The 22,140-nt window shown below is 69.4% G+C and carries 25 protein-coding genes; 19 read left to right on the top strand and 6 right to left on the bottom strand.

Annotated features, from left to right (window positions below; genetic code table 11):
* The first annotated feature begins 108 nt into the window (after positions 1-108).
* From J7I98_RS35530 to J7I98_RS35485, 10 genes are all read left to right on the top strand, one after another.
* A complete protein-coding gene (locus tag J7I98_RS35530) occupies positions 109-303 on the top strand; it encodes a hypothetical protein (protein WP_214929183.1) in 195 nt (64 codons plus the stop codon).
* 214 nt (positions 304-517) lie between these two features.
* A complete protein-coding gene (locus J7I98_RS35525) occupies positions 518-826 on the top strand; it encodes a hypothetical protein (protein ID WP_214929182.1) in 309 nt (102 codons plus the stop codon).
* 28 nt (positions 827-854) lie between these two features.
* Complete coding sequence (locus J7I98_RS35520; protein ID WP_214929181.1) at positions 855-1,226, top strand: hypothetical protein; 372 nt, start codon at positions 855-857, stop codon at positions 1,224-1,226.
* Between the two features lie 10 nt (positions 1,227-1,236).
* Complete coding sequence (gene ssb / locus J7I98_RS35515) at positions 1,237-1,698, top strand: single-stranded DNA-binding protein (protein ID WP_214929180.1); 462 nt, start codon at positions 1,237-1,239, stop codon at positions 1,696-1,698.
* 91 nt (positions 1,699-1,789) lie between these two features.
* Positions 1,790-2,521, top strand: coding sequence for a DNA methylase (locus J7I98_RS35510; protein WP_214929179.1), 732 nt, complete (start codon positions 1,790-1,792; stop codon positions 2,519-2,521).
* Positions 2,518-3,423 carry a bifunctional DNA primase/polymerase gene (locus tag J7I98_RS35505; protein WP_214929178.1) on the top strand — a complete coding sequence of 302 codons (906 nt, stop codon included), beginning with the start codon at positions 2,518-2,520 and terminating at the stop codon, positions 3,421-3,423. Before J7I98_RS35510 ends, J7I98_RS35505 begins: the two co-directional genes overlap by 4 nt.
* Positions 3,420-3,785: a hypothetical protein gene (locus tag J7I98_RS41730; RefSeq protein WP_251021651.1), complete on the top strand. Its 366-nt coding sequence runs from the start codon at positions 3,420-3,422 to the stop codon at positions 3,783-3,785. The genes J7I98_RS35505 and J7I98_RS41730 overlap by 4 nt, the downstream gene beginning before the upstream one ends.
* Entirely contained in the window at positions 3,782-5,224 is a 1,443-nt protein-coding gene (locus tag J7I98_RS35495; RefSeq protein WP_251021650.1) for a phage/plasmid primase, P4 family, read from the top strand. Before J7I98_RS41730 ends, J7I98_RS35495 begins: the two co-directional genes overlap by 4 nt.
* Before the next feature lie 26 nt (positions 5,225-5,250).
* The gene (locus J7I98_RS35490) at positions 5,251-5,532 is read left to right on the top strand and encodes a helix-turn-helix domain-containing protein (protein ID WP_214929177.1); all 282 of its coding nucleotides are present in this window, start codon (positions 5,251-5,253) and stop codon (positions 5,530-5,532) included.
* 78 nt (positions 5,533-5,610) lie between these two features.
* On the top strand, positions 5,611-6,879 hold the full coding sequence (locus J7I98_RS35485) for a site-specific integrase (RefSeq protein ID WP_214929176.1): 1,269 nt from the start codon (positions 5,611-5,613) through the stop codon (positions 6,877-6,879).
* Between the two features lie 75 nt (positions 6,880-6,954).
* On the opposite strand, the gene J7I98_RS35480 is transcribed toward J7I98_RS35485, so the two are convergent.
* Positions 6,955-8,316 (bottom strand): glutamine synthetase family protein, encoded by a 1,362-nt coding sequence (locus J7I98_RS35480; RefSeq protein ID WP_069929022.1) that lies wholly within the window; start codon positions 8,314-8,316, stop codon positions 6,955-6,957.
* A 344-nt stretch (positions 8,317-8,660) separates the two neighbouring features.
* Here J7I98_RS35480 and J7I98_RS35475 point away from each other — a divergent pair, with 344 nt between their 5' ends.
* From J7I98_RS35475 to J7I98_RS35465, 3 genes are all read left to right on the top strand, one after another.
* Complete coding sequence (locus J7I98_RS35475) at positions 8,661-8,948, top strand: MerR family transcriptional regulator (RefSeq protein WP_374225207.1); 288 nt, start codon at positions 8,661-8,663, stop codon at positions 8,946-8,948.
* Between the two features lie 287 nt (positions 8,949-9,235).
* Complete coding sequence (locus J7I98_RS35470) at positions 9,236-9,439, top strand: cold-shock protein (protein ID WP_028811307.1); 204 nt, start codon at positions 9,236-9,238, stop codon at positions 9,437-9,439.
* Between the two features lie 321 nt (positions 9,440-9,760).
* Positions 9,761-11,284, top strand: a complete 1,524-nt coding sequence (locus tag J7I98_RS35465; protein WP_214929174.1) for a DEAD/DEAH box helicase — start codon at positions 9,761-9,763, stop codon at positions 11,282-11,284.
* Between the two features lie 60 nt (positions 11,285-11,344).
* Here J7I98_RS35465 and J7I98_RS35460 read toward each other — a convergent pair whose 3' ends face one another.
* Positions 11,345-11,833 (bottom strand): DUF6328 family protein, encoded by a 489-nt coding sequence (locus J7I98_RS35460; protein WP_214929173.1) that lies wholly within the window; start codon positions 11,831-11,833, stop codon positions 11,345-11,347.
* A gap of 153 nt (positions 11,834-11,986) precedes the next feature.
* On the opposite strand from J7I98_RS35460, the gene J7I98_RS35455 reads away from it, so the two are divergent.
* From J7I98_RS35455 to J7I98_RS35445, 3 genes are all read left to right on the top strand, one after another.
* Positions 11,987-12,325 carry a hypothetical protein gene (locus tag J7I98_RS35455; RefSeq protein WP_251021649.1) on the top strand — a complete coding sequence of 113 codons (339 nt, stop codon included), beginning with the start codon at positions 11,987-11,989 and terminating at the stop codon, positions 12,323-12,325.
* A 69-nt stretch (positions 12,326-12,394) separates the two neighbouring features.
* Entirely contained in the window at positions 12,395-13,042 is a 648-nt protein-coding gene (locus J7I98_RS35450) for a DUF3105 domain-containing protein (RefSeq protein ID WP_214929171.1), read from the top strand.
* A complete protein-coding gene (locus tag J7I98_RS35445) occupies positions 13,042-13,731 on the top strand; it encodes a DUF305 domain-containing protein (RefSeq protein ID WP_214929170.1) in 690 nt (229 codons plus the stop codon). Before J7I98_RS35450 ends, J7I98_RS35445 begins: the two co-directional genes overlap by 1 nt.
* 60 nt (positions 13,732-13,791) lie before the next feature.
* Here the strand turns inward: J7I98_RS35445 and J7I98_RS35440 are convergent, their stop codons facing one another.
* Complete coding sequence (locus J7I98_RS35440) at positions 13,792-14,694, bottom strand: alpha/beta hydrolase (RefSeq protein ID WP_308378046.1); 903 nt, start codon at positions 14,692-14,694, stop codon at positions 13,792-13,794.
* The gene (locus tag J7I98_RS35435; protein WP_214929169.1) at positions 14,691-15,377 is read right to left on the bottom strand and encodes a DUF998 domain-containing protein; all 687 of its coding nucleotides are present in this window, start codon (positions 15,375-15,377) and stop codon (positions 14,691-14,693) included. The genes J7I98_RS35440 and J7I98_RS35435 overlap by 4 nt, the downstream gene beginning before the upstream one ends.
* Before the next feature lie 170 nt (positions 15,378-15,547).
* Between J7I98_RS35435 and J7I98_RS35430 the strand changes: the two genes are divergently transcribed.
* Positions 15,548-16,387 carry a DUF4190 domain-containing protein gene (locus J7I98_RS35430; RefSeq protein WP_214929168.1) on the top strand — a complete coding sequence of 280 codons (840 nt, stop codon included), beginning with the start codon at positions 15,548-15,550 and terminating at the stop codon, positions 16,385-16,387.
* A gap of 129 nt (positions 16,388-16,516) precedes the next feature.
* Positions 16,517-18,271: an NAD+ synthase gene (locus tag J7I98_RS35425; RefSeq protein ID WP_214929167.1), complete on the top strand. Its 1,755-nt coding sequence runs from the start codon at positions 16,517-16,519 to the stop codon at positions 18,269-18,271.
* A gap of 325 nt (positions 18,272-18,596) precedes the next feature.
* Here the strand turns inward: J7I98_RS35425 and J7I98_RS35420 are convergent, their stop codons facing one another.
* Together J7I98_RS35420 and J7I98_RS35415 are read right to left on the bottom strand one after the other, a co-directional pair.
* Positions 18,597-19,823, bottom strand: a complete 1,227-nt coding sequence (locus J7I98_RS35420; RefSeq protein WP_214929166.1) for an MFS transporter — start codon at positions 19,821-19,823, stop codon at positions 18,597-18,599.
* A gap of 111 nt (positions 19,824-19,934) precedes the next feature.
* Positions 19,935-20,960, bottom strand: coding sequence for an endonuclease/exonuclease/phosphatase family protein (locus tag J7I98_RS35415; protein WP_214929165.1), 1,026 nt, complete (start codon positions 20,958-20,960; stop codon positions 19,935-19,937).
* A gap of 313 nt (positions 20,961-21,273) precedes the next feature.
* Here J7I98_RS35415 and panB point away from each other — a divergent pair, with 313 nt between their 5' ends.
* Positions 21,274-22,137, top strand: a complete 864-nt coding sequence (panB, locus tag J7I98_RS35410) for a 3-methyl-2-oxobutanoate hydroxymethyltransferase (protein WP_214929164.1) — start codon at positions 21,274-21,276, stop codon at positions 22,135-22,137.
* Positions 22,138-22,140: the final 3 nt, after the last annotated feature.

Raw genomic sequence — 22,140 nt, 5'->3', positions numbered from 1 at the left:
GAGCCGAAATCCGCCCCTGAAACCCCGGGGCGGGCTTCCCGCCCCCTCCTCGGGCACGTGTCCCCCCACCACCTCACACATCACCCAACGTCACGATTGAAGGCTGCCATGGCCGTGACCATTTCCACTGTCGTCCTGCTCCTGATCACCGTCGCGATCCTGCTGCGCACGGGCTATCTCCGCTTCGGGCCCGCGCTCGCTGCCGCCCTGCTCGGCTTCTTCGCCGCCTCTACCGGCATCGCCCCCACCGTCAACTCCGCAGTCAGCAGCATCTCCTCCCTCCTCGCTCAGATCACGGCCTGACTCGTTTGTCTGGACGCCCCTGTGGGGGCCGGAAACGGCTTGTGACCTGCGGGGCGGCAAGCGACAAGACAAGGCAAGCGACAAGCCACACGACAAGTCAGACGACAAGCGACACGACAAGCGAGCGGCCTCAGCGAAGCGGCCGTGCACCGCCCCGAAGGGCCCTGCCAGAACACCTGCGGCAGGGCCCTTCCGCACCCGGAAGGGGAACGCCATGCCCGCCTACGAACCGCCCGGACCCACCACGCCGCACATACCCGCAGAGATCTACCAACAAGCCCAGCGCGAGGGGCGACCGATCATCGTCGTCCACACCCCCACCCCGCCCACCCGACGCCCGGCACGCACCTACCTGGTGCCGATCGCCCTCGGACTCGCCATAGCCATCGGCGTCTTAGGCACCGTCGCCGCTGCGCTGGCCCTGTTCGAGTTCGCCGCCCGCACCGCCGCCCTCGTAGCCGGTGCAGCAGGGCCGATCGGGCTCGGGCTCACATTCAGGCTCGCCCGCACCAAGAACAACTGACCGCGACGTAAGGAAGTCCATGAACCACATGAGCCCCCTGCCCCTTCCTCGCCCCGAAAAGCCGATCGGCCCTGAACCCCTCCCGGACACTGTGCGGGCGAGGATCCAGGCACGCTGCCTGATCTGCCGAACCTCGATCGGGTGGATCGACTGCCCGACCGGTGGCTGGTGGGCGCACGACACTCACCCGGGCGACGGCCACGACGCTGTCCCCATTCCCGTCTCCGACGGCCCCCTGGGCGCCGCCGTGGCACGCGTGGACGCCGCCCTGACGTTGGAGGCCGACAACGAGCAGGCCGCACTGCTCTACGGGCTGCTGATCCGCCTGTCCGCCGCGGAGTTCGACTTCACCGACGGGGCCGCTCTCGTTCCCGCCCACACCCTTCACCCCGAAGCCTGAGGAGTCCCGCATGTCGTTCGGAGAGACCCCGATCACCATCGTCGGCAACCTGACCGGTGACCCCGAGCTGAAGTTCACCGAGGGCGGGGCTGCGCTCGCCAAGTTCACCATCGCCGTCACCCCGCGCTCCTTCGACCGCACATCGAATGAGTGGAAGGACGGCACCACCGCGTTCTACCGCTGCGCGGCCTGGCGCACCCTCGCGGAGCACGTCGCCGAAAGCCTCAAGAAGGGCTCACGCGTCGTCGCCAGTGGGCGGATGCGACAGCACGACTGGACCACCGACCAGGACGAGAAGCGCTCCATGCTCGCCGTGGAAGTCGATGACATCGGCGCCTCGGTCCGCTTCACCACCGTGACCATCAACGCCAAGCCCGCCCAGAAGCCGGGCCCGGCAGGCGACGACCCCTGGGCCAGCAAGCGCGGCGACACTGCGGGCGGCTCGCAGTACAGCGAAGAGCCCCCCTTCTAGATACGCCAAGGGCGGCCCCCACATCTCGCCAAAGAATCCGGGGCCGCCCTTGTCCACCTACCAGCAACAGACCAACTGGAGGTCTTCCAGCATGACGCAACCCACCGACATCCGGCGAGTATCGGCGTTAGCCGAACCGTTCCGGGTGCTGGACGCCTACTGCTGCATCGGCGGCGGCACCAAGGGATACAAGCGCGGTATCCCGGGCGTGCACGTGACCGGCGTCGACCATGAGATGCAGCCGGACTACTGCGGCGACGCCTTCCACCAGGGCGACGCGATCGAGTACATCCGCGCCCACGGGCACGAATTCGACTTCATCCACGCCTCCCCGCCCTGCCAGGGCGAAGGCGCACCCACCAAGGGCACCAACGCCGCCCGCAACACGGCCATCGGCCGCACCTACCCCCGCCTCATCGCCCCGACCCGCGCCGCGCTGGAAGCAACGGGCCGGCCGTACGTGATCGAGAACGTGCCCGGCTCCGAAGTCCGCAAGGACATCCGCCTGTGCGGGGAACAGTTCGGGCTCGGGGTGCTCATGCACCGCTACTTCGAACTCGGAGGCTGGACCACCGCACAGCCGGCCCATCCACGGCACCGGGGCTACGTGCGAGGCTGCCGTCACGGCGTATGGCGTGACGGCCCCTACGTGGCCGCGTACCGCAAGGGCGGCGGCAAAGCCACCGTCGCGGAGATCCGTGCAGCGAAGGGCATCGACTGGTCCACCGACCACTTCCGACTGCGCGAGGCCCTGCCACCCGCCTACACCGAGTGGATCGGCCGCGCGTTCCTCGCCTCCGCACGGCTGGAGATCGCGGCATGACCGGCCTCAGCCTGGCCCTGCTCGCCTGGGCCCTGGACGCTGCTCACCGCGGCCGGCACGTGATCCCGCTGCGCCCGCAGGACAAGCGGCCCGCCGGGCACGCGGAGAAGCTCTGCCCCGGCACTGGGCGCTGTGCGGACGGGCATCTCAAGCCCGAGCAGCGCGCCACGACGGACGTGGAGCTGATCACCGCCGCGTGGACGCAGCAGCCCTACAACATCGGTATCGCCACCGGACCTTCCGGGCTGCTGGTCGTCGACCTCGACACGCTCACGCCTGAAGAGCCAGAAGGAACGCCTGACGGCGTCCAAAGCCTGTTGGCGCTCTGCGAGCGCGCCGGCGAGAGCATCCCGGACACCTACCAGGTGCGGACCCCCAGCGGGGGCCACCACCTGTACTTCACCCAACCCCCTGGCGTGCGGCTGCACTCCACGGCCGGACGCCTGGGCCACCACATCGACACCCGCGGCTGGGGCGGGTACGTCGTGGCCCCCGCCAGCACCACCCTTGAGGGCTCCTACAGCCTCGTGGACGACCGACCCCCCGCCGTGCTGCCCGGCTGGCTGTGCGAGGCACTCACGCAGCCGCACAGGCCCGACCGTGCGGCTTCGGCAACGCCGGTCACCACGAACGCATCCGGGTACGCCGCGGCTGCGCTGCGGGGCGAGGTGTCCAGCGTGGCCACGGCCGCGGACGGCAGCCGCAACGCCGTGCTCCTGCGGGCCGCGCGCGCTCTGGGTCGGCTGATCGCGTCCGGCGACCTCGACCGCGCGGAGGTTGAGGAGGCTCTTAGTAGGGCCGCAGGGGGAAACGCCACACAGCCGCAGCGCTACTACGACGACGTCATCACGCGTGGGCTGGACTGGTCGATCGCCCACAACCCGCAGCGGAGGGCCGCATGAGCAACCCCCCGCCTACTAAGAGCAATCCCGCCACTCCGCTGGCTCCCGGCCCCGCCGCCGTCGGGCGAGGAACAACAGGCGGGGTGCGGTCGAAGGACGACGCCGAAGGCGTCCTTTCAGCTCTTCCCTTCACCGTCCTCACCGAGGACGACAGCCGCGCCGATGACGGACGCCGGCCGATCGCCTGGCTGATCGTCCGCACCCCGTACCGGCGCACTCCGACCGCAGAGTCCACCTGCGTGTGCGGACGGCACAACGTCGCCGCCGGGCACGCCGACGTGTGGGCGCTGATCGACGACCACGAAGCCCATCGTGACCTGTGCCCGATCCGCACTCTCCAGGAAGGGAGGACAGCCGCATGACCGAGAGCGAGGAACTGCCCGCGCCCTCCAACCCGATGGCGGTTGCCCGACGGGTCATCCCGGATTGGCAGTCCCCCGACGGACGGCTCACCTTCCGGCGCTGGCGGGCATCGTGGATGCGGTGGAACGGCTCCTGCTGGCGCGAGGCGGAAGAAGCACAGATCCGCAAGGCGATGTACACCCGCCTCGAACACGCCGTCTACCAGGCGCCGGGCAAGGACGGGCAGACCGAGGAACGCGACTGGGCGCCCACCAAGCAGAAGATCGGCAACCTTCTCGATGCCCTCGGATCGATCACTCTGCTGCCCACCGACACCGACGCCCCCGCGTGGATCGACGACCAGGGCGACACCGGACGGGATGAAGGCCCCATCGTGGCCTGTGTGAACGGGCTGTTGCGGATCCGGGATCGTGCGTTGCTGCCGCACGTGCCGGCCTTCTTCAACCTCGTCTCCGTGCCGTTCGCCTACGACCCGGGCGCGAGCGCGCCGACGTGGGAAGGCTTCCTGCATCAGGTCTGGCCCGACGACCCCGACGCCATCACCGCGTTGCAGGAGTGGTTCGGCTACATCCTCTCCGGGCGCACCGACCAGCAGAAGATCCTGCTCATCGTCGGCCCGTCCCGCTCCGGCAAGGGCACCATCGCCCGCGTGCTGAAAGAGCTGGTCGGCAAGGAGAATCTGGCCGGGCCGACCCTAGCCGGCCTCGGTACGAACTTCGGCCTGTCCACCCTGGTGGGCAAGTCCCTCGCGGTCATCTCGGACGCCCGCCTGTCCGGCAACGACAACACCCAGGTCGTAGAGCGGCTGTTGACGATCTCCGGTGACGACACGATCGACATCGACCGCAAGTACCGCGAACCGTGGACCGGCAAACTGCCCTCCCGGCTGATGATCCTGTCCAACGAACTGCCGCACTTCGGCGACTCATCCGGCGTCATCGCCAACCGGTTCGTGCTGCTCAGCATGAGGCTGTCGTGGCTCGGCAAGGAAGACCCCACCCTCATCGACCGGCTCATCGCAGAGATGCCCGGCATCCTCAACTGGGCGCTGGAAGGACTCGCCCGCCTCCAGCGCAACGGGCGGATCACCCAGCCGCCGTCCAGCCGCGAGGCAATCACCACCATGCAGGACACCGCCTCACCCACCAGCGCATTCGTCCGCGAACGCTGCACCACCGGACCCACATGCAGCGTCCCCGTGGACACCCTGTGGAACGTCTGGCGCGAGTGGGCCGAAGACAACGGCGTCCGCCCCGGCACCAAGCAGGTCTTCGGCCGCAACCTGCTCTCCGTCGTCCCCCAGCTCAACCGCACCCGCCCCCGCGACGCCTACAACCGGCAGGTGGCCACCTACACCGGAATCACGGTGAAGCCGTCCGAACCACATTTGCCTGAGTCGCGACTCATCGCGACTCAAGCCCCCTCCAGCCCCCTTTGAGTCGCGATGAGTCGCGACTCAAAGCAATGTCACTCCAACATTCGGAGGACAAAGTGACCCCACTCCCACTCCCCCTCTCCGAGGAGACCGACCCCCGCTCTGTCCTCCGGGGCGGCCTACCCGACCGGTATCTCAAGCCCGATGACATCGCCGAGATCTTCGACGTCCCCGTCGAGACCGTCTACCAGTGGCGAAAGAAGCGCACCGGCCCGCCCGGCTTCCGCATCGGCAAACACCTCCGCTACGACCCCGCCGACGTGCGCACCTACGTCGTGCAACGCAAGAGCGCCGACCAGGCAGCCGCCTGAGGCCACGCACCGCTTCTTCCCGAGGGAGGGCCACACCGTGGCCCTCCCTTCCCCTTGCCCCGAAGGGAACGCCGCAGCATGGCAGGCCACATTCAAGATCGCTGGTTCAAGACCGAGACCAATGCCAACGGCAAGACCGTGCGCGTGAAGACTGAACGCCACGGTTCCGGCCTCCGCTACCGCGCCCGGTACATCGGCCCTGACGGCACCGAGAAGTCCAAAAGCTTCCCCGACGGACAGAAGCGCCTTGCCGAGAAGTGGCTGACGAAGATCGCAGCCGACATGGACAGCGGCCGGTACATCGACCCAAACGCTGGCCGAACCACTTTCCGGCAGTACACCGAGAAGTGGCTTGCAGCCCAGACCACGGAAATGACAACGCGCGAGTCGGTAGATGTGCAGCTCCGCCGCCACGCAATCCCCTACATGGGATCGCGCCCCCTGGGTTCGTTCAAGCCTGAGCACATCCGCGATTGGCTCAGCGAGCTGGAGCGGGCCGTGCCTGCCTCCTCGTACCGCCGCGTCATCTACGCCAGCGTGTCGGCCGTATTCACCGCAGCCGTAGAAGACGATCACGTGCATCGGAATCCCTGCAAGGCCAGCACCGTGCGCGCCCCTGCCCCCAATCAACGCCGTGTCGTTCCATGGACGGCGAAGCGCACATTCGCTGTGCGGTCATCGTTGCCGCTGCAGTATCAGGCAGCGGTTGATCTCGGAGGCGGATGCGGACTTCGGCAAGGCGAAATCTTCGGGCTTCCGGTCGACGAAATCGGCTTTGACACCGGCTGGCTGCACGTCGGCTACCAGGTCAAGGTCGCAGGGGGGAAGCTTGTCTTCGCCCCTCCCAAGCGCAACAAGGAGCGGGATGTGCCGCTGTCTGACCGGGTGGCTCACGCGCTCAAGGCGCACATGGACGCGCATCCGCCGGTTGAGGTCACGCTGCCGTGGTTACGCCCGGACGGCGACGCACTCACCAAGCGTCTGTTGTTCGTGCGTCCTGACGGGGACGGCGCCGTTAGGCGTACGGACTTCAACAACCGGTACTGGAAGCCTGCGCTCGTCGCGGCCGGCATCATCCCCGCGCCCAAGCCAGGTGAGCGCTTCCAGGCGGCACGAGAACATGGGATGCACGCGCTGAGGCACTTCTATGCCTCCTTGCTCCTGGACGCCGGCGAGAACATCAAGGCACTGAGCACCTACCTGGGGCACACCGACCCTGGCTTCACGCTCCGGGTCTACACGCACCTTCTGCCGAGCAGCGAAGGGCGCGCCCGGAGGGCCGTGGACAGCATGTACAAGGGCACCGTTTCCGGGCCGGACGGCCCACAGACGGCCCAGGCGCAGTGAAGTTAGGCGCGGGGCCTGCGGTCATCGACCGCAGGCCCGTTCGCCGCATGCAGGCAAAGCCGCTCCGACCTGCGCTTACAGCACCGGAAGGTTTTTGCGGAGCTCGAAGGCGGTGACCTCGCTCCGGTACTCCTCCCACTCCTGCTTCTTGTTCCTGAGGAAGAAGTCGAAGACGTGCTCGCCCAGCGTCTCGGCGACGAGTTCGCTGCGCTCCATCAGCGCGATCGCCTCGCCGAGGTTCTGCGGCAGCGGCTCGATGCCCATGGCGCGGCGTTCGGCGTCGGAGAGCGCCCAGACGTCGTCGTCGGCGCCCGGGGGCAGCTCGTAGCCCTCTTCGATGCCCTTGAGACCGGCGGCGAGCAGGACGGCGTACGTCAGGTACGGGTTCGCGCCGGAGTCGATCGAGCGGACCTCGACACGCGCCGAGCCGGTCTTGCCGGGCTTGTACATGGGGACGCGGATCAGCGCGGAGCGGTTGTTGTGGCCCCAGCAGATGTACGAGGGAGCCTCGCCGCCGGAGCCGGCTGTGCGGGTGGAGCCGCCCCAGATGCGCTTGTACGAGTTGACCCACTGGTTGGTGACGGCCGAGATCTCCGCGGCGTGCTTGAGCAGGCCCGCGATGAAGGAACGGCCGACCTTGGAGAGCTGGTACTCGGAGCCCGACTCGTAGAACGCGTTGCGGTCGCCCTCGAAGAGGGAGAGGTGGGTGTGCATGCCGGAGCCGGGGAACTCCGAGAACGGCTTCGGCATGAAGGTGGCCTGGACGCCCTGTTCGAGCGCGACCTGCTTCATGACCAGGCGGAACGTCATGATGTTGTCGGCCGTCGAGAGCGCGTCGGCGTAGCGGAGGTCGATCTCCTGCTGGCCGGGGGCGCCCTCGTGGTGGCTGAACTCGACCGAGATGCCCATGGATTCGAGCATGGTGATCGCCTGGCGGCGGAAGTCCATGCCGACGTTCTGCGGGGTGTGGTCGAAGTAGCCGGAGTTGTCGGCCGGGGTGGGCCTGGTGCCGTCGAGCGGCTTGTTCTTCAGCAGGAAGAACTCGATCTCGGGGTGGGTGTAGAAGGTGAAGCCCAGATCCGAGGTCTTGGCGAGGATGCGCTTCAGTACGTACCGGGGATCGGCGAAGGACGGCGAGCCGTCCGGCATCAGGATGTCGCAGAACATCCGGGCCGTGCCCGGGGCCTCGGCCCGCCACGGAAGGATCTGGAAGGTGCTCGGGTCCGGCTTGGCGATCATGTCGGACTCGTACACCCGGGCAAAGCCCTCGATCGCGGAGCCGTCGAAGCCGATGCCCTCGTCGAAGGCCTGCTCAAGCTCGGCCGGGGCCACCGCGACCGACTTCAGGAAGCCGAGTACGTCGGTGAACCACAGGCGCACGAACCGGATGTCGCGCTCCTCAAGTGTACGGAGCACGAATTCCTGCTGCTTATCCATTTCCACCCATCCTTGCTGGTCAAGCCGCCTGCTCCCACGCCTCGGGCGCACGTCGGGGCACCTGAGCATCCCACCACACGGTTACCGGCAGATTGCGGCCCCTGGTACGGATGTCCTCCGGACACTCTCCATAGTGCCCATGGGACATCCGGTGGGTCATCCGGCCGGACACGGACTGGTCCGACGACACCCGGAAATCTGTCGTGGCGGGTGCAGACATGCCACACTCGTAGTGTCCGCTCCACGCGTTACAGAAGATGGTGCAAGTGACCGCTGAGACCCACCGGAATGGCAGGACCGACCGCTTGGACCGCTTGGACGACGACGACTTCCCCGCGTACACCATGGGCCGGGCCGCCGAGATGATCGGCACCACCCCCGCATTCCTGCGGGCCGTCGGCGACGCACGGCTGATCACCCCCCTTCGTTCCGAGGGCGGCCACCGCCGCTACTCCCGGTACCAGCTGCGGGTGGCGGCCCGCGCTCGCGAGCTGGTCGACCAGGGCACCCCGATCGACGCCGCCTGCCGGATCGTGATCCTCGAGGACCAGCTGGAAGACGCTCTGCGCATCAACGAGCAGCTGCGCCGGCCCGCCCGCCACACCTCCGCCGAACCGCAGCAAAATATCTAGTGCGGCAACAACAGAATTTAATGCGGCGCGCGTGGAGAGATCGCGTGGAGGGATTACGACACCACGACAGGTGTGACTAAAGACCCCTGGCGGTCCGCACGCATCGTGCTACTGTGGATCTCAGTTGCAGTTGTGGTTCCCAAAACTTCAAGTGCTCCCGCGGCTTCCACAGCTACGGGCGCACTTTCGTATTTCCGGTGCTTTATTTCCGGACGGGGCATCATCGCGGCAACGCGACTCGGAGTCCGCACAGGGCGGGCCCCGGCACTGCTCCAAAGGAGAATGACATGGCTTCTGGCACCGTGAAGTGGTTCAACGCAGAAAAGGGCTTCGGCTTCATCGAGCAGGAGGGCGGCGGCGCCGACGTCTTCGCTCACTACTCGAACATCGCCACCCAGGGCTTCCGTGAGCTCCAGGAAGGCCAGAAGGTGACCTTCGACGTCACGCAGGGCCAGAAGGGCCCGCAGGCCGAGAACATCGTTCCCGCCTGACGCTGACGCGTAAGACACGGTCGGGGCCCGCACCTGAGGGTGCGGGCCCCGACTCGTTGTCTTGAATCGTCGCCCCGACCCGGTCGCCGTACTCCGCGACCGGCTCATAAGCGGTCGGCCACGATTCACGCCGATCCAATTTCCTTCCGCGCTTTCTCCGCGCGGATTCCAGCCACTTCGAAGCGCCCGATCCGAAGGCATCCAAACCTTCTGGGCCCGCTTCATTTCGGCTTCTTATTTACCGGCTCGTTCTTGCGATTCCTTGCGGCAGTCACTGCTGCCCGGAATTCCTCGATACGTGCCCATCGAGGAAGGTTCTGAATGAACCGCGCAGCACGTTCGAACGACCGTGAACGATTCGCCCGTACCCGCGCCGGCGGCAACTACGCCGGCCGCAGCGAAAACCGCACCGACCGCGGCGAGCGCTTCCGCCCGGCCGCACCCGGCCGCTCGCAGGCACCCGGCCGCTCCTCCGGCCGGCCCCCGCAGCGCCGGTCCTCCGCCCCGCAGGGTGAGTTCGCCCTGCCGGTGAGCACCACCCCCGCGCTTCCCTCCGTCGAGGCCTTCGACGCGCTGGACATGCCGGCGCCCCTGCTCGCGGCACTCACCGCCGAGGGCGTGACCGTGCCGTTCCCGATCCAGGGCGCCACCCTGCCGAACTCGCTGACCGGGCGCGACGTCCTGGGCCGCGGGCGCACCGGCTCCGGCAAGACCCTCGCTTTCGGCCTCGCGCTGCTGGCCAGGACCGCCGGCAAGCGCGCCGAGCCGCGTCAGCCGCTGGCTCTGGTGCTCGTACCCACCCGCGAACTGGCCCAGCAGGTCACCGACGCGCTCACCCCCTACGCCCGCGCCGTGCGGCTGCGGATTGCCACGGTCGTCGGCGGCATGTCGATCGGCCGCCAGGCCGGTGCGCTGCGTACCGGGGCCGAGGTCGTCGTGGCGACCCCGGGCCGGCTCAAGGACCTGATCGAGCGCCGTGACTGCCGCCTGGACCAGGTGAAGATCACGGTTCTCGACGAGGCCGACCAGATGACCGACATGGGCTTCATGCCGCAGGTCACCGAGCTGCTGCAGCAGGTCGCCCCCGAGGGCCAGACGATGCTGTTCTCGGCCACCCTGGACCGCAATGTCGACAAGCTGGTACGCAACTACCTGACCGACCCGGTGGTGCACTCGGTCGACCCGTCCCAGGGCGCGGTCACGACGATGGAGCACCACCTGCTGCACGTCCACCCCGCCGACAAGCAGGCCACGGCCACCGAGATCGCGGCCCGCGACGGCAAGGTGATCATGTTCCTGGACACCAAGCACGCCGTCGACCGGCTGACCCGGGACCTGCTGGCCAGCGGTGTACGGGCGGCGGCGCTGCACGGCGGGAAGTCGCAGCCGCAGCGCACGCGCACGCTCGACCAGTTCAAGAGCGGGCACGTGACAGTGCTGGTCGCGACCAACGTCGCGGCACGCGGCATCCACGTCGACAACCTCGACCTGGTCGTCAACTTCGACCCGCCGACCGACCACAAGGACTACCTGCACCGTGGCGGCCGTACCGCCCGTGCCGGTGAGTCCGGCAGTGTCGTCACGCTGGTGCAGCCCAACCAGCGCCGCGAGATGGCCCGCCTGATGCAGGCCGCGGGTATCACCCCGCACACCGCCCAGGTCCGCTCCGGCGACGCCGAGCTGACCCGGATCACCGGTGCGCAGGCCCCCTCGGGTGTCCCGGTCATCATCTCGTCGCCGGTCAGCGAGCGGCCGAAGCGCAGTGCCTCGTCGCAGCGCGGGCGCCGCAGCGCACCGGCGCAGTCGCGTCGCCGTGCGTCCGCCCCGCGTGGCGGCGCCGCGTAGGCACCGCCGCCGTAACGGCGACAGCTCACACGCTCCAGTGCGGCCAAGGACTGACTCAGGTCAGTCCTTGGCCGCACTGGCATGCCGGGCCCAGACCGGCAGGGCGAACCAGCACAGCACGAACCAGACCACCAGTCCCACGACCAGCCACAGCGCGAAGGTGTCGTGCAGCGCCATCCTCAGGATGAGGAGGAGGGCCGAGGCCATGGTGCAGAGCATGAGCACCAGCCCTACGACCGTCAGGCGCGAGGCCCAGGTCACCGTCTGCGGCTTCAGCCGCAGCCCGGTGACGAGCCGGTGGAAGGACACAGGGCCGACGAGTGCGCCCACCGTCGCCGCTCCCAGCACGACGGTGACGACGTAGATGTCCCGGTCGGTCGTCGAGAGTTCGTCGAAACGCGGCTGGAAGACAACGGTCAGCAGGAAACCGAACATGATCTGCACGCCGGTCTGCGCGACCCGCAGTTCCTGGAGCAGCTCGGCCCACCGCCGGTCCGCGCGCTCCTCCGGCGTCTCGTCGCGGCCCCGGCGGTATTCCTTTTGCGACATGCAAGAGGGGTAGCCGAACCCTACCGCGTGAAACCTCCGGCCCAGTGGCCACAACCCGTATGACCGGTGTCCGGCCGTCGCCCACTACGATCTCCGCCTATGGGGGGATCGCGGCAATCCCGCACCGGGCGCATCAGGCGCACCGTACGTCCCATGGCGCTGCTGAGCGCCGTGGCGACGCTGCTCGTCGCGCTCTTCGTCTGCCTCGGTGCCGCCGCGGCAGAGCCCCGGGCGCACCACGACGCGGCTGCCGCCTACAGCGCCGCCCCTCCCGCGCCGGGCGCCGCGGCGTACATCTGCCCGTACGACTCCCAGCACTGCGGCGCCTTCGCACACCTCTCCCCCGCCGTGCTCACCGCGCCGCCGCCGGCCACCCCGGTGGCCGCCGAGCCGCTGCACTTCGCGCCTCCGGCCCCCGCGAATCCGGTCCGTGGCGCCGGGGCCCTTCCCCGCGCGCCGGGACGCCATGCCCTTCAAGTGATGCGGACGTAGCCGGGCCGCCCGATTCATTCCGGGCTTTCGTCATCCCTCAATCCCTTTTCGCAGGCAGAAGGACACACCATGGCTTCCACCAAGACCTCCAACGCGTCGCGCAAGGCCCGAATAGAGGAGATGCGCCGCGCCGAGCAGTCGCGCGAGCGCCGCAACCGGTTCCTGACAATCGGCATCAGCACCGTCGTCGTGGTCGGCCTCGTCGGCTTCGGTTCCTACGTCTTCCTCCAGCAGTCGGAGAAGAAGGAACAGAAGGTGGCCCTGGCCAAGGCGCCCGTGAAGAAGGAGAAGTCCTGGGACGCGAAGAAGCTGGGCCGCAATCACGTCACCAAGGAAGTCTCCTACCCGATGACGCCGCCGGTGGGCGGCGACCACAGCCAGGTCTGGATGAACTGCGAACGGGATGTCTACAAGAAGGAAATCCCGAAGGTGAACGCGGTGCACTCGCTGGAGCACGGCGCGGTGTGGGTGACGTACAACGACAAGGCGTCGGACGCGGACGTCAAGAAGCTCGAGGAGAAGGTCCGCAAGACGTCGTACTCGCTGATGAGCCCGGTCAAGGACCAGTCCGGTGCGCTCATGCTCAGCGCGTGGGGCAAGCAGGTGACGGTGGACAGCGCCTCCGACCCGCGGGTCGAGCAGTTCTTCACCAAGTACGTGCAGGGGCCGCAGACGCCTGAGCCCGGTGCGCCGTGCACGGGCGGAATGACCCTGTGATGACCCGTACGCACTGGGCCGCCGTCACGGCGGTCGTCCTGGCGCTGCTCTTCGCAACGGCGGCCGTCACCGCGGCCGCCGGGAGCGGGGGCGAGGACGATACCCACGGTGTCGGTACGCCCGCCGCGGACTCCGCGGACGCGGGCTTCGCGCGGGACATGTCGGTGCATCACCAGCAGGCGGTGGAGATGTCCTTCATCGTGCGCGACCGTACGAAGGACGAAGAGGTGCGCCGGCTGGCGTACGACATCGCCAACACCCAGGCCAACCAGCGGGGCATGATGCTCGGCTGGCTCGACCTGTGGGAGCTGCCGAAGGTGTCGTCGGACGAGCCGATGGCCTGGATGGCGGGCGCGGGGGGCTCCTCCGGACACGGCGGTCACGGTGCCGTCGGCGGTGCGGCGCATGGGGCGCATGAGGTGCGTGACGGGGCGCTCATGCCCGGCATGGCCACCAAGAGCGAGCTGGACAAGCTCCGCGAGGCGGACGGCAAGCAGGCGGAGATCCTCTATCTCCAGCTGATGACCGACCACCACAAGGGCGGCGTCACGATGGCTCAGGGCTGTGTCGAGCGGTGTGAAGTCGGCACAGAGCGGGCCCTGGCCCAGGGCATGGTCGACGCGCAGGAATCGGAGATCGCCCTGATGACGGATCTGCTCAAGGCGCGGGGTGCGGCTCCGCGTTCCTGAGTCTGCCCCAGGGGGTGTCCGGTCGGTCTCCGCGGCGTCGCGGAGACCGACCGGACACCCCTAGCGCTGAATCTCCTGGACCGCCCGGACCACCAGGTCCGGGCGGTCCAGCATCATCAAGTGGCCGGACGGCTCGGCGACTTCGAAGCGGGCGCCGAGCTGTCCGGCGAGGGCCCGCTGCCGGTCGAGCCAGCGCAGCGAGGAACGGCCACCCTTGCCGTCGTGCGCCGCCAGGACCGCCACCGGGACGCCGTCGGGCAGCGGGGAACGGTCGCGCAGCGCGAGGAGTTCGGCGGCGACCGCGCGGTAGTGGGCGTTCTCCAGGAGTGCGCCGCGCAGGACGCGCGAGGTGCGGTAGCAGCGGCGTACGAGAGCGTCGGGCGCCGGATCACCGCCGTCGCCGGTGCGGCTCAGGCGGACCGTCGCCCGGCGGGCGAGGGGGCCCAGCGCCGCCGGGGCGCCGGTCGCGGTGAGGGCCGCGGCGAGGGTCCGGGCGGCGGCGGTGCGCAGGGCCGGCGCGCCGGGGGTGCGGGCGTGCTCCTCGACGCTGGAGTCGACCAGCACGACGGCTGCTGTACGGGCCGGGTGGAGGCGGGCGAAAGCCTCCGCGTGGAATCCGGCGACGGAATGACCTACGACGGTGGCGGGCCGGCCGGCAGTGGGCCTGCTCGCGACGGCGGGCAGCGCATCGAGGATCGCGGCGATACGGTGCGCCTCACCGGCGGCGGTCGGCGGCGTGGTCGCGGGGCCGCTGAGGCCGTGCCCGGGGCGGTCGAACCGTACGACCGTGAAGGACGGCGCGAGCAGCCGTGCCACGGGGTCCCAGTCGAACCAGCTCATCCCGAGCCCTGTGCTCAGCACACACACCGGGCCACTGCCGTCGACGACCACATGGTGCGGTACGCCGCCGATCCGGATGAAACTGCGGTGTGAGGAGGAAGCCGAAGTCGAGGTCGAAGTCACTCGTACAGCTTCTCGCGTGCCACTGACAATGCGAGCACAGCCAGCCAGACCGCCACCAGCAGCACCTGGATCCGCTGTCCGGTCCCCAGCAGCCAGGTTCCCTGTCCGGCCTCGAAGGCGGCGATTGCGGCCAGGGTCCATACGGTGGCGAGGAGTTCGACGGTGACGATGACGGGTCCGGTACGGGCGAGGGGCGCCCAGCGGCCGTACCGGCGGGCCGCGAGCGTGAGCGCCACCATCGCGACGACGGCTCCGGTCGTCGCGAGGCTGCTGCTCCACGAGTGCGCCGCGTGCGTGACCGGGACGAGGCCCGCCGCCTCGCGGGCCGCGCACTGAGGGTCGGCGGTCGGCGCGCAGCTCAGCGGCAGCCGGGAGTCGGCGGCGGTGACGGCGCCGAAGAAGGCGATGCCGGCCCAGCCGGTGACCGTCCAGAGCCTGCGCGGGCGGTACCTGACGAAGGCCCAGAGCGCGCCCGCGAGCACCAGCAGGCCCGCGATCAGGTCGGTGGCCCGGAAGAGGCCACCGCGCGGCTGGTCGGCCGCGGCGAGCTCACTCACGTACGTTCGCGCGGGGTCGAGGCCGGTCACGAGGACGGCCTCAAGTGCCCAGGCGGTGTACGTGACGGCGCCGAACGCGAGGAGGGCGGCGACGGGCCGGGTACCGCGGAGCAACTCAAAGGACATGGTTGGCGCAACGCTACTGCGGAATCGGGGCGCGTCGGCCGTCTTTCGCGCCCTCGTACGCCGCCGCAACCGGGTGGGCTCGGCTACCGGCGCATATGGGACTACGGGACACATGTGTGCCCTGTTAATGTCATCGAACTCTTATTCGCCCATGGCCTGAAGGACGTCGGATGACCATGCCCGCCCCGCCCAGCGGCCAGAGTCCGTGGGGCCCGACGCCGGCCGGCTTTCAGGGGCCGCCGCCCCAGATGACGCAGCCGCGCAACGGCCTGGGCGTCGCGGCCCTGGTGCTCGGCATAGCCGGTGTCGTCCTCGGCCTGGCCGTGTTCCTGTTCTGGATGTCCTGGCTGCCCGCCCTGCTGGCGCTGGTCTTCGGCATCATCGGACTCGGTAACGCCCGCAAAGGTCTGGCGACCAACAAGGGCATGGCCCTCACCGGCCTGATCCTCGGCGCGGTGGGCCTCCTGCTCGCCGTGGGCGGTGGGGTGTTCACCGTCACGAAGGTCACGGAGATCACCGACGACATCCGCGCGGAGGTCGAGTCGGCGGAGGCGTCCGCGAAGGCCTCGGCATCGGCGGAAGCCTCGGCGTCCGCCGCGGCGGAGGCGGCCAGGAACCTGGAGTTCGGTGAGACGTACACGTACGAGAACGGCCTGAAGATCACCGTCTCCAAGCCTCAGCCATACGTTCCGGATGATTACGTACTCGGTCACGCAAAAGGCAACAAGGCGGTCCAGGTGATAGTCACCGCCGTCAACGACGGCACCGCGAAGGTCGACTTCAAGACGGGCCTGCCGAACGTCAGCGACGCCGACGGGGCCGATGCGGAGCTCCTGATCGACGGCAGCGGCCGGCAGAAGGTCCTCACCGGCAACCTCCTCCCCGGGAAGCGGGCCGTCGGCAAGTACGCCTACTCCCTGCCTCCCGGCGCGGCAGACCGGATACAGGTTGAGTTCAGCCCCGACGTGATGGAGTACGACGACGCGGTCTGGACCGGCCCGGTGAAGTGAAGCGGTGCGCGGAGGCGTCCTCGGGAGGCCAGGAGGGCGCGGGTGTCGGCCGCCGGAGTGGGGCGCCCCACACGTGTACGTACGACTCCTGCCAGGACATCGCGTCAATCTGACGGTTAGGCTGGCTACGTGCCTCAACTACGCCTCGCTCTGAATCAGATCGACTCGACCGTCGGCGACCTCTCCGGCAACGCGGAAGCGATCGTCCACTGGACCCGCCACGCCGCCGAGCAGGGCGCCCACCTAGTGGCGTTCCCCGAGATGGCGCTGACCGGGTACCCCGTCGAGGACCTCGCCCTGCGGTCGTCCTTCGTCGAGGCGTCGCGCGACGCCGTCCGGTCGCTCGCGGTGCGCCTCGCCGAGGAGGGCTTCGGGGAGATCCCGGTCGTCGTCGGCTACCTCGACCGCTGCGAGAAGGCCCAGCCCCGCTACGGCCAGCCCGCCGGGTCGCCGCAGGACGCCGCCGCCGTGCTGTACCGCGGCGAGGTCGCACTGTCCTTCGCCAAGCACCACCTCCCCAACTACGGCGTCTTCGACGAGTTCAGGTACTTCGTGCCGGGCGACTCGATGCCCGTCATCCGCGTCCACGGCGTCGATGTCGCCCTCGCCATCTGCGAGGACCTCTGGCAGGACGGCGGTCGCGTCCCGGCGACCCGGTCCGCCGGAGCGGGGCTGCTCGTGTCCATCAACGCCTCGCCGTACGAGGTCCACAAGGACGACAGCCGGCTCGACCTGGTGCGCAAGCGCGCCCAGGAGGCGGGCTGCACGACGGCGTACGTCGCGATGATCGGCGGCCAGGACGAACTGGTCTACGACGGCGACTCGATCGTCTGCGACAAGGACGGCGAAGTCATCGCGCGTGCGCCGCAGTTCTCGGAGGGCAGCATGCTGCTCGACCTGGACCTGCCGGCCGCGAGCGGGGACGCGCCGACCGGAATCGTCGACGACGGGCTGCTGATCGACCGCGTCGTTCTCTCCGAGGAGCCGGTCGCGGCGTACGAGCCGGAGCTGACCGGCGGTTACGCGGAGCGCCTCGACGACGACGAGGAGGTGTACTCGGCGCTGGTCGTGGGCCTGCGGGCGTACGCCGCAAAGAATGGTTTCAGCAGCGTCCTGATCGGGCTGTCCGGCGGCATCGACTCGGCACTCGTGGCCGCGATCGCGTGCGACGCGCTGGGCGCGCAGAACGTGTACGGCGTTTCGATGCCGTCGAAGTACTCGTCGGACCACTCCAAGGGCGACGCGGCGGAGCTGGCGCGGCGTACCGGGCTGAACTACCGGACCGTCGCGATCGAGCCGATGTTCGACGCGTACATGGACGCGCTGGGCCTGACCGGGCTCGCCGAGGAGAACCTCCAGTCGCGGCTGCGCGGCACGACGCTGATGGCGATCTCCAACCAGGAGGGCCACATCGTGCTCGCACCGGGCAACAAGTCCGAGCTGGCGGTGGGCTATTCGACGCTCTACGGCGACTCGGTCGGCGCGTACGGTCCCATCAAGGACGTCTACAAGACGTGGGTCTTCGCGCTTGCGCGGTGGCGCAACAAGGCGGCGGAGGAGCGGGGCCAGACGCCGCCGATCCCGGAGAACTCCGTCTCCAAGCCGCCGAGCGCGGAGCTCCGGCCGGGGCAGGTGGACACGGACTCCCTCCCGGACTACGACGTCCTGGACCGGATCCTGGAGATGTACGTCGACAAGGACCAGGGCCTGGAGTCGATCGTCGCGGCGGGCTACGACCGGGAGTTGGTCGCGAAGACGCTGCGGATGGTGGACACGGCGGAGTACAAGCGGCGGCAGTACCCGCCGGGCACGAAGATCTCCGCGAAGGGCTTCGGCAAGGACAGGCGCCTGCCGATCACCAACCGGTGGCGCGAGTCGGTCTGAGCGGTGGGTGGCCACCCCGCCTGCCCGTTCGGGGGGCGCGAGACGGTGGACGCCTCCCGTGGGGCACCGGGCGGGTGCGGGCCGGTGGGCGGTGCGCCCGCCTGCGGCGGGCACTTGCCCCACCCCGCCCGCCCGTTCAGGGGGCCACGGCGGTGGACGCCTCCCGTGGGGCGCTGGGCGCCGTCGGCCGTCGGAAGGGCCGCCCCGGTTGATTTTTAGGCCGTCCGGCGTCTGAGGACCACGCCCGGAGGGCGTCCAGGGGGCCGAGGGCCTGGGGGCTTGTCCCCAGTTCGGGAAGGGGCGGGGTGGGGAAAAGAACCCCCCGTCACGCCACCGCGTCCCGCGCCCGTTCCCGCGCGCTGCGGGAGGCTACTACGCGCGAGCGCGACGGCGACGCCGACCGGGCCAGGACGCCCGCCGTCGCCGCGATTCCCAGGCCCGCCGCCGCCAGCCCCGCCCCCACCAGCGTCGGCGACATCCAGCCCCAGCCCGCCGTGATCGCCATGCCGCCGAGCCACGCGCCGCCCGCATTGGCGAGGTTGAACGCCGAGTGGTTGGAGGCGGAGGCCAGGGTCGGGGCGTCCTTGGCCGCCTTCATGACCAGCATCTGGAGCGGCGTCGTGGTCATGAAGCCGACCGTGCCCAGCACCACCACCGTGACCAGCGCAGCCCACTGCACATGGGCGGTGTAGTTGAAGGCGAGCAGGACGACCGCGAGGGCGGCCAGAGAGCCGTAGAGGGTGGGGCGGGGGGCTCGGTCCGTCAGCGGGCCCGCCGCCAGCGCACCCAGCGTCATGCCCGTGCCGAAGAGGGCGAGGATCAGCGTTACTGACGACTCGCCGAAGCCCATGACCTCGGTCGTCATGGACGCCAGGTAGGAGTACACGGCGAAGACGCCAGCGAAGCCGAAGACCGCGGTGAGCAGGCCGAGGAGGACCTGGCCGTTGCGCAGGGCGCGCAGTTCGCGGGCCACGCTCTGCTGTGCGTCCACGGGGACGTACGGGACAAGGCGGGCCAGCGCGGCCATCGCGACCAGGCCGATCGCCGCGACCACCAGGAACGTCGCGCGCCAGCCGAGGTGCTGGCCGAGCAGCGTCGCCGCCGGTACGCCGACGATGTTGGCGACCGTAAGGCCGAGGAACATCGTCGCGACGGCCCGCGCCTGGCGCCCGTCCGCCACCAGCCGCGCCGCGACCACAGCGCCGACCCCGAAGAACGCCCCGTGCGGCAGCCCGGCGAGCACCCGGCCCGCCACCAGCCAGCCGAAGCCGGGCGCCAGGGCGGAGGCCAGATTGCCGACGGTGAACAGGGCCATCAGGAGGAGGAGCATCCGCTTTCGGGGGATGCGCGAGCCCAGGACCGTGAGCAGCGGGGCCCCGATCACGACACCTATCGCGTACGCCGATACGAGATGGCCGGCGCTCGGTACGGAGGTGTTCAGGTCGTCGGCGACGTTGGGCAGCAGGCCCATCATCACGAATTCGGTGGTTCCGATGCCGAAGGCGCTCACAGCGAGGGCGAGCAGGGCGACGGGCCGGGGCGGCCTGGGCATGGGTGACCTTTTCCACGAGAGAGAGGGAGTACGTTCCTGTGCGGAACAAAGTCTCTCAGGTGAAGTGCTCCGCGACGTAAACGCCGGGTTGCGACAGAGCGTGCGCGCCCGTCAGATCTCCACCCGCGCCGCGATCGGCAGATGGTCGCTGCCCGTGTCCGGCAGCGCCCAGGACGACACCGGGTCGATCCCCTTCACCATGATCTGGTCGATCCGCGCCATCGGGAACGCCGCCGGCCAGCTGAAGCCGAAGCCGTCGCCCGCCGCGCCCTGCGTGGACCGCATCTGGGAGGTGACCGCGTTCAGGGCCCTGTCGTTCATGGTGCCGTTGAGGTCGCCGAGGAGGACGACCTTGCCGAGGGGCTCGCGGGCGATGGCCTCGCCGAGGGCGTCCGCGCTGTCGTCGCGCTGGCCGGCCGTGAAGCCGGCGTTGACCTTGACCCGTACGGAGGGGAGATGCGCGACGTACACGGCGACCTCGCCCTCCGGCGTCGTCACCGTGGAACGCATGGCGCGGGTCCAGCCCATCTTGATGTCGACGGGCCGGGTGTCGGACATCGGGTACTTGCTCCACAGCCCGACGGTGCCCTGCACCGAGTGGTACTTGTACGTGCCGGACAGAGCGCTCTCGTACGACGGCACCGCGCTCGCCTTGAGCTCCTCAAGGGCCACCACATCGGCACCGGATTCGGCCAGTTTGCGGGCCGTGCCTTCGGGGTCGGGGTTTTCGGCGTTGACGTTGTGGGTGGCGACCGTCAGGTTGCCACCCGTGCCCGCCTTGTCCGTGAGCAGGCCGCCGAAGAGATTCAGCCAGACAATCGCCGGCAGGAGCAGGGCGACCAGCGCGGTCGCCGAGCGGCGCACCAGCGACATGACGAGCAGCACAGGGATGCCGACCACGCCGAGCCACGGCAGGAAGGTCTCGGTGAGGCTGCCGAGGTTGCCGACGGTGTTGGGGATCTCCGCGTGGAAGACCATCAGCAGTGTGAGCAGGACCGCGCAGACCGCGAGGACGACGCCGCGCCGCCAGATGCCCCTGTCGCGGCGCCAGCGGTCGAGGCGGAGCCGGAGACGGGACCCCGAACGCTCGGATTCCGAGCTGCCGTTCCCCGAGTCCGTCTTGTACGCCTGTGCCATTCCGCTGTCCTCACTGCCTTGCCATGCCCTGCACACCGGCCACGCCTGTGACCCTAGGGGATTGCCGGTGCCTTTCTCTGCCGCCCAACACGGCGGCCGTCTTGACACGAGGACGACGGGGCGGGGGTGCGGGTTCCGGTTCCTGTGCGCGGAGGGCCCGCTGTGACGAAACGCGCACAAACCAGCCAGCGGCGCGGACAGCCCTCAGCAGCCGCACCGCCCCCACTTCCCGTAAGCCCCGGTGGGGTGTCACCATGGTTGTGGTCCGGGGACGCCGTCAGGGCGCCTCGAGATTTCGAAGGAGCCGTTAGCCATGACGCTTCAGGCTGCCCACAAGACACCCGCCGACAGCAGCAAGGCGCTGTACGGCGGCAAGGGCACTCGCCGCATCACGGTCCATGACATCGCCGCCGCCAAGGAGCGCGGCGAGAAGTGGCCCATGCTCACCGCGTACGACGCCATGACCGCCTCGGTCTTCGACGAGGCCGGTATCCCGGTCATGCTCGTCGGCGACTCCATGGGCAACTGCCACCTCGGTTACGACACCACTGTGCCGGTCACTCTCGACGAAATGACCATGCTGTCCGCCGCTGTCGTACGGGGCACGAGCCGCGCCCTCGTTGTCGGCGACCTCCCCTTCGGCTCCTACCAGGAGGGCCCCGTCCAGGGCCTGCGCAGTGCTATCCGGCTGGTCAAGGAGGCCGGGGTCGGCGCGGTCAAGCTGGAGGGCGGCGACCGCTCACTGGCCCAGACCGAGCTGATCGTGCAGTCCGGGATCCCGGTCATGTCGCACCTGGGCCTGACCCCGCAGTCCGTGAACACCATGGGTTACCGGGTGCAGGGCCGCGACGACGAGACCGCCCACAAGCTGCTCCGTGACGCGAAGGCCGCGCAGGACGCGGGCGCGTTCGCGGTCGTGCTGGAGCTCGTACCGGCCGAGCTGGCCGCCGAGGTCACGCGGTCGCTGCACATCCCGACGATCGGCATCGGCGCCGGTCCCGACACGGACGCCCAGGTGCTCGTGTACACCGACATGGTCGGTCTCACGGGCGGCAAGGTGCCGCGCTTCACCAAGCAGTACGCGAACCTCCGGCAGACCCTCGGGGACGCGGCGAAGGCGTTCGCCGACGAGGTGGTCGGCGGGGCGTTCCCGCAGGAGGAGCACACCTTCCACTAGCCA

This window comes from Streptomyces sp. ISL-98, assembly GCF_018614055.1.
In the GTDB taxonomy this organism is placed as follows: domain Bacteria; phylum Actinomycetota; class Actinomycetes; order Streptomycetales; family Streptomycetaceae; genus Streptomyces; species Streptomyces spiramyceticus.
Note: the sequence above shows the minus strand (reverse complement) of the source record. Positions and strands in the feature narration are given on the sequence as shown.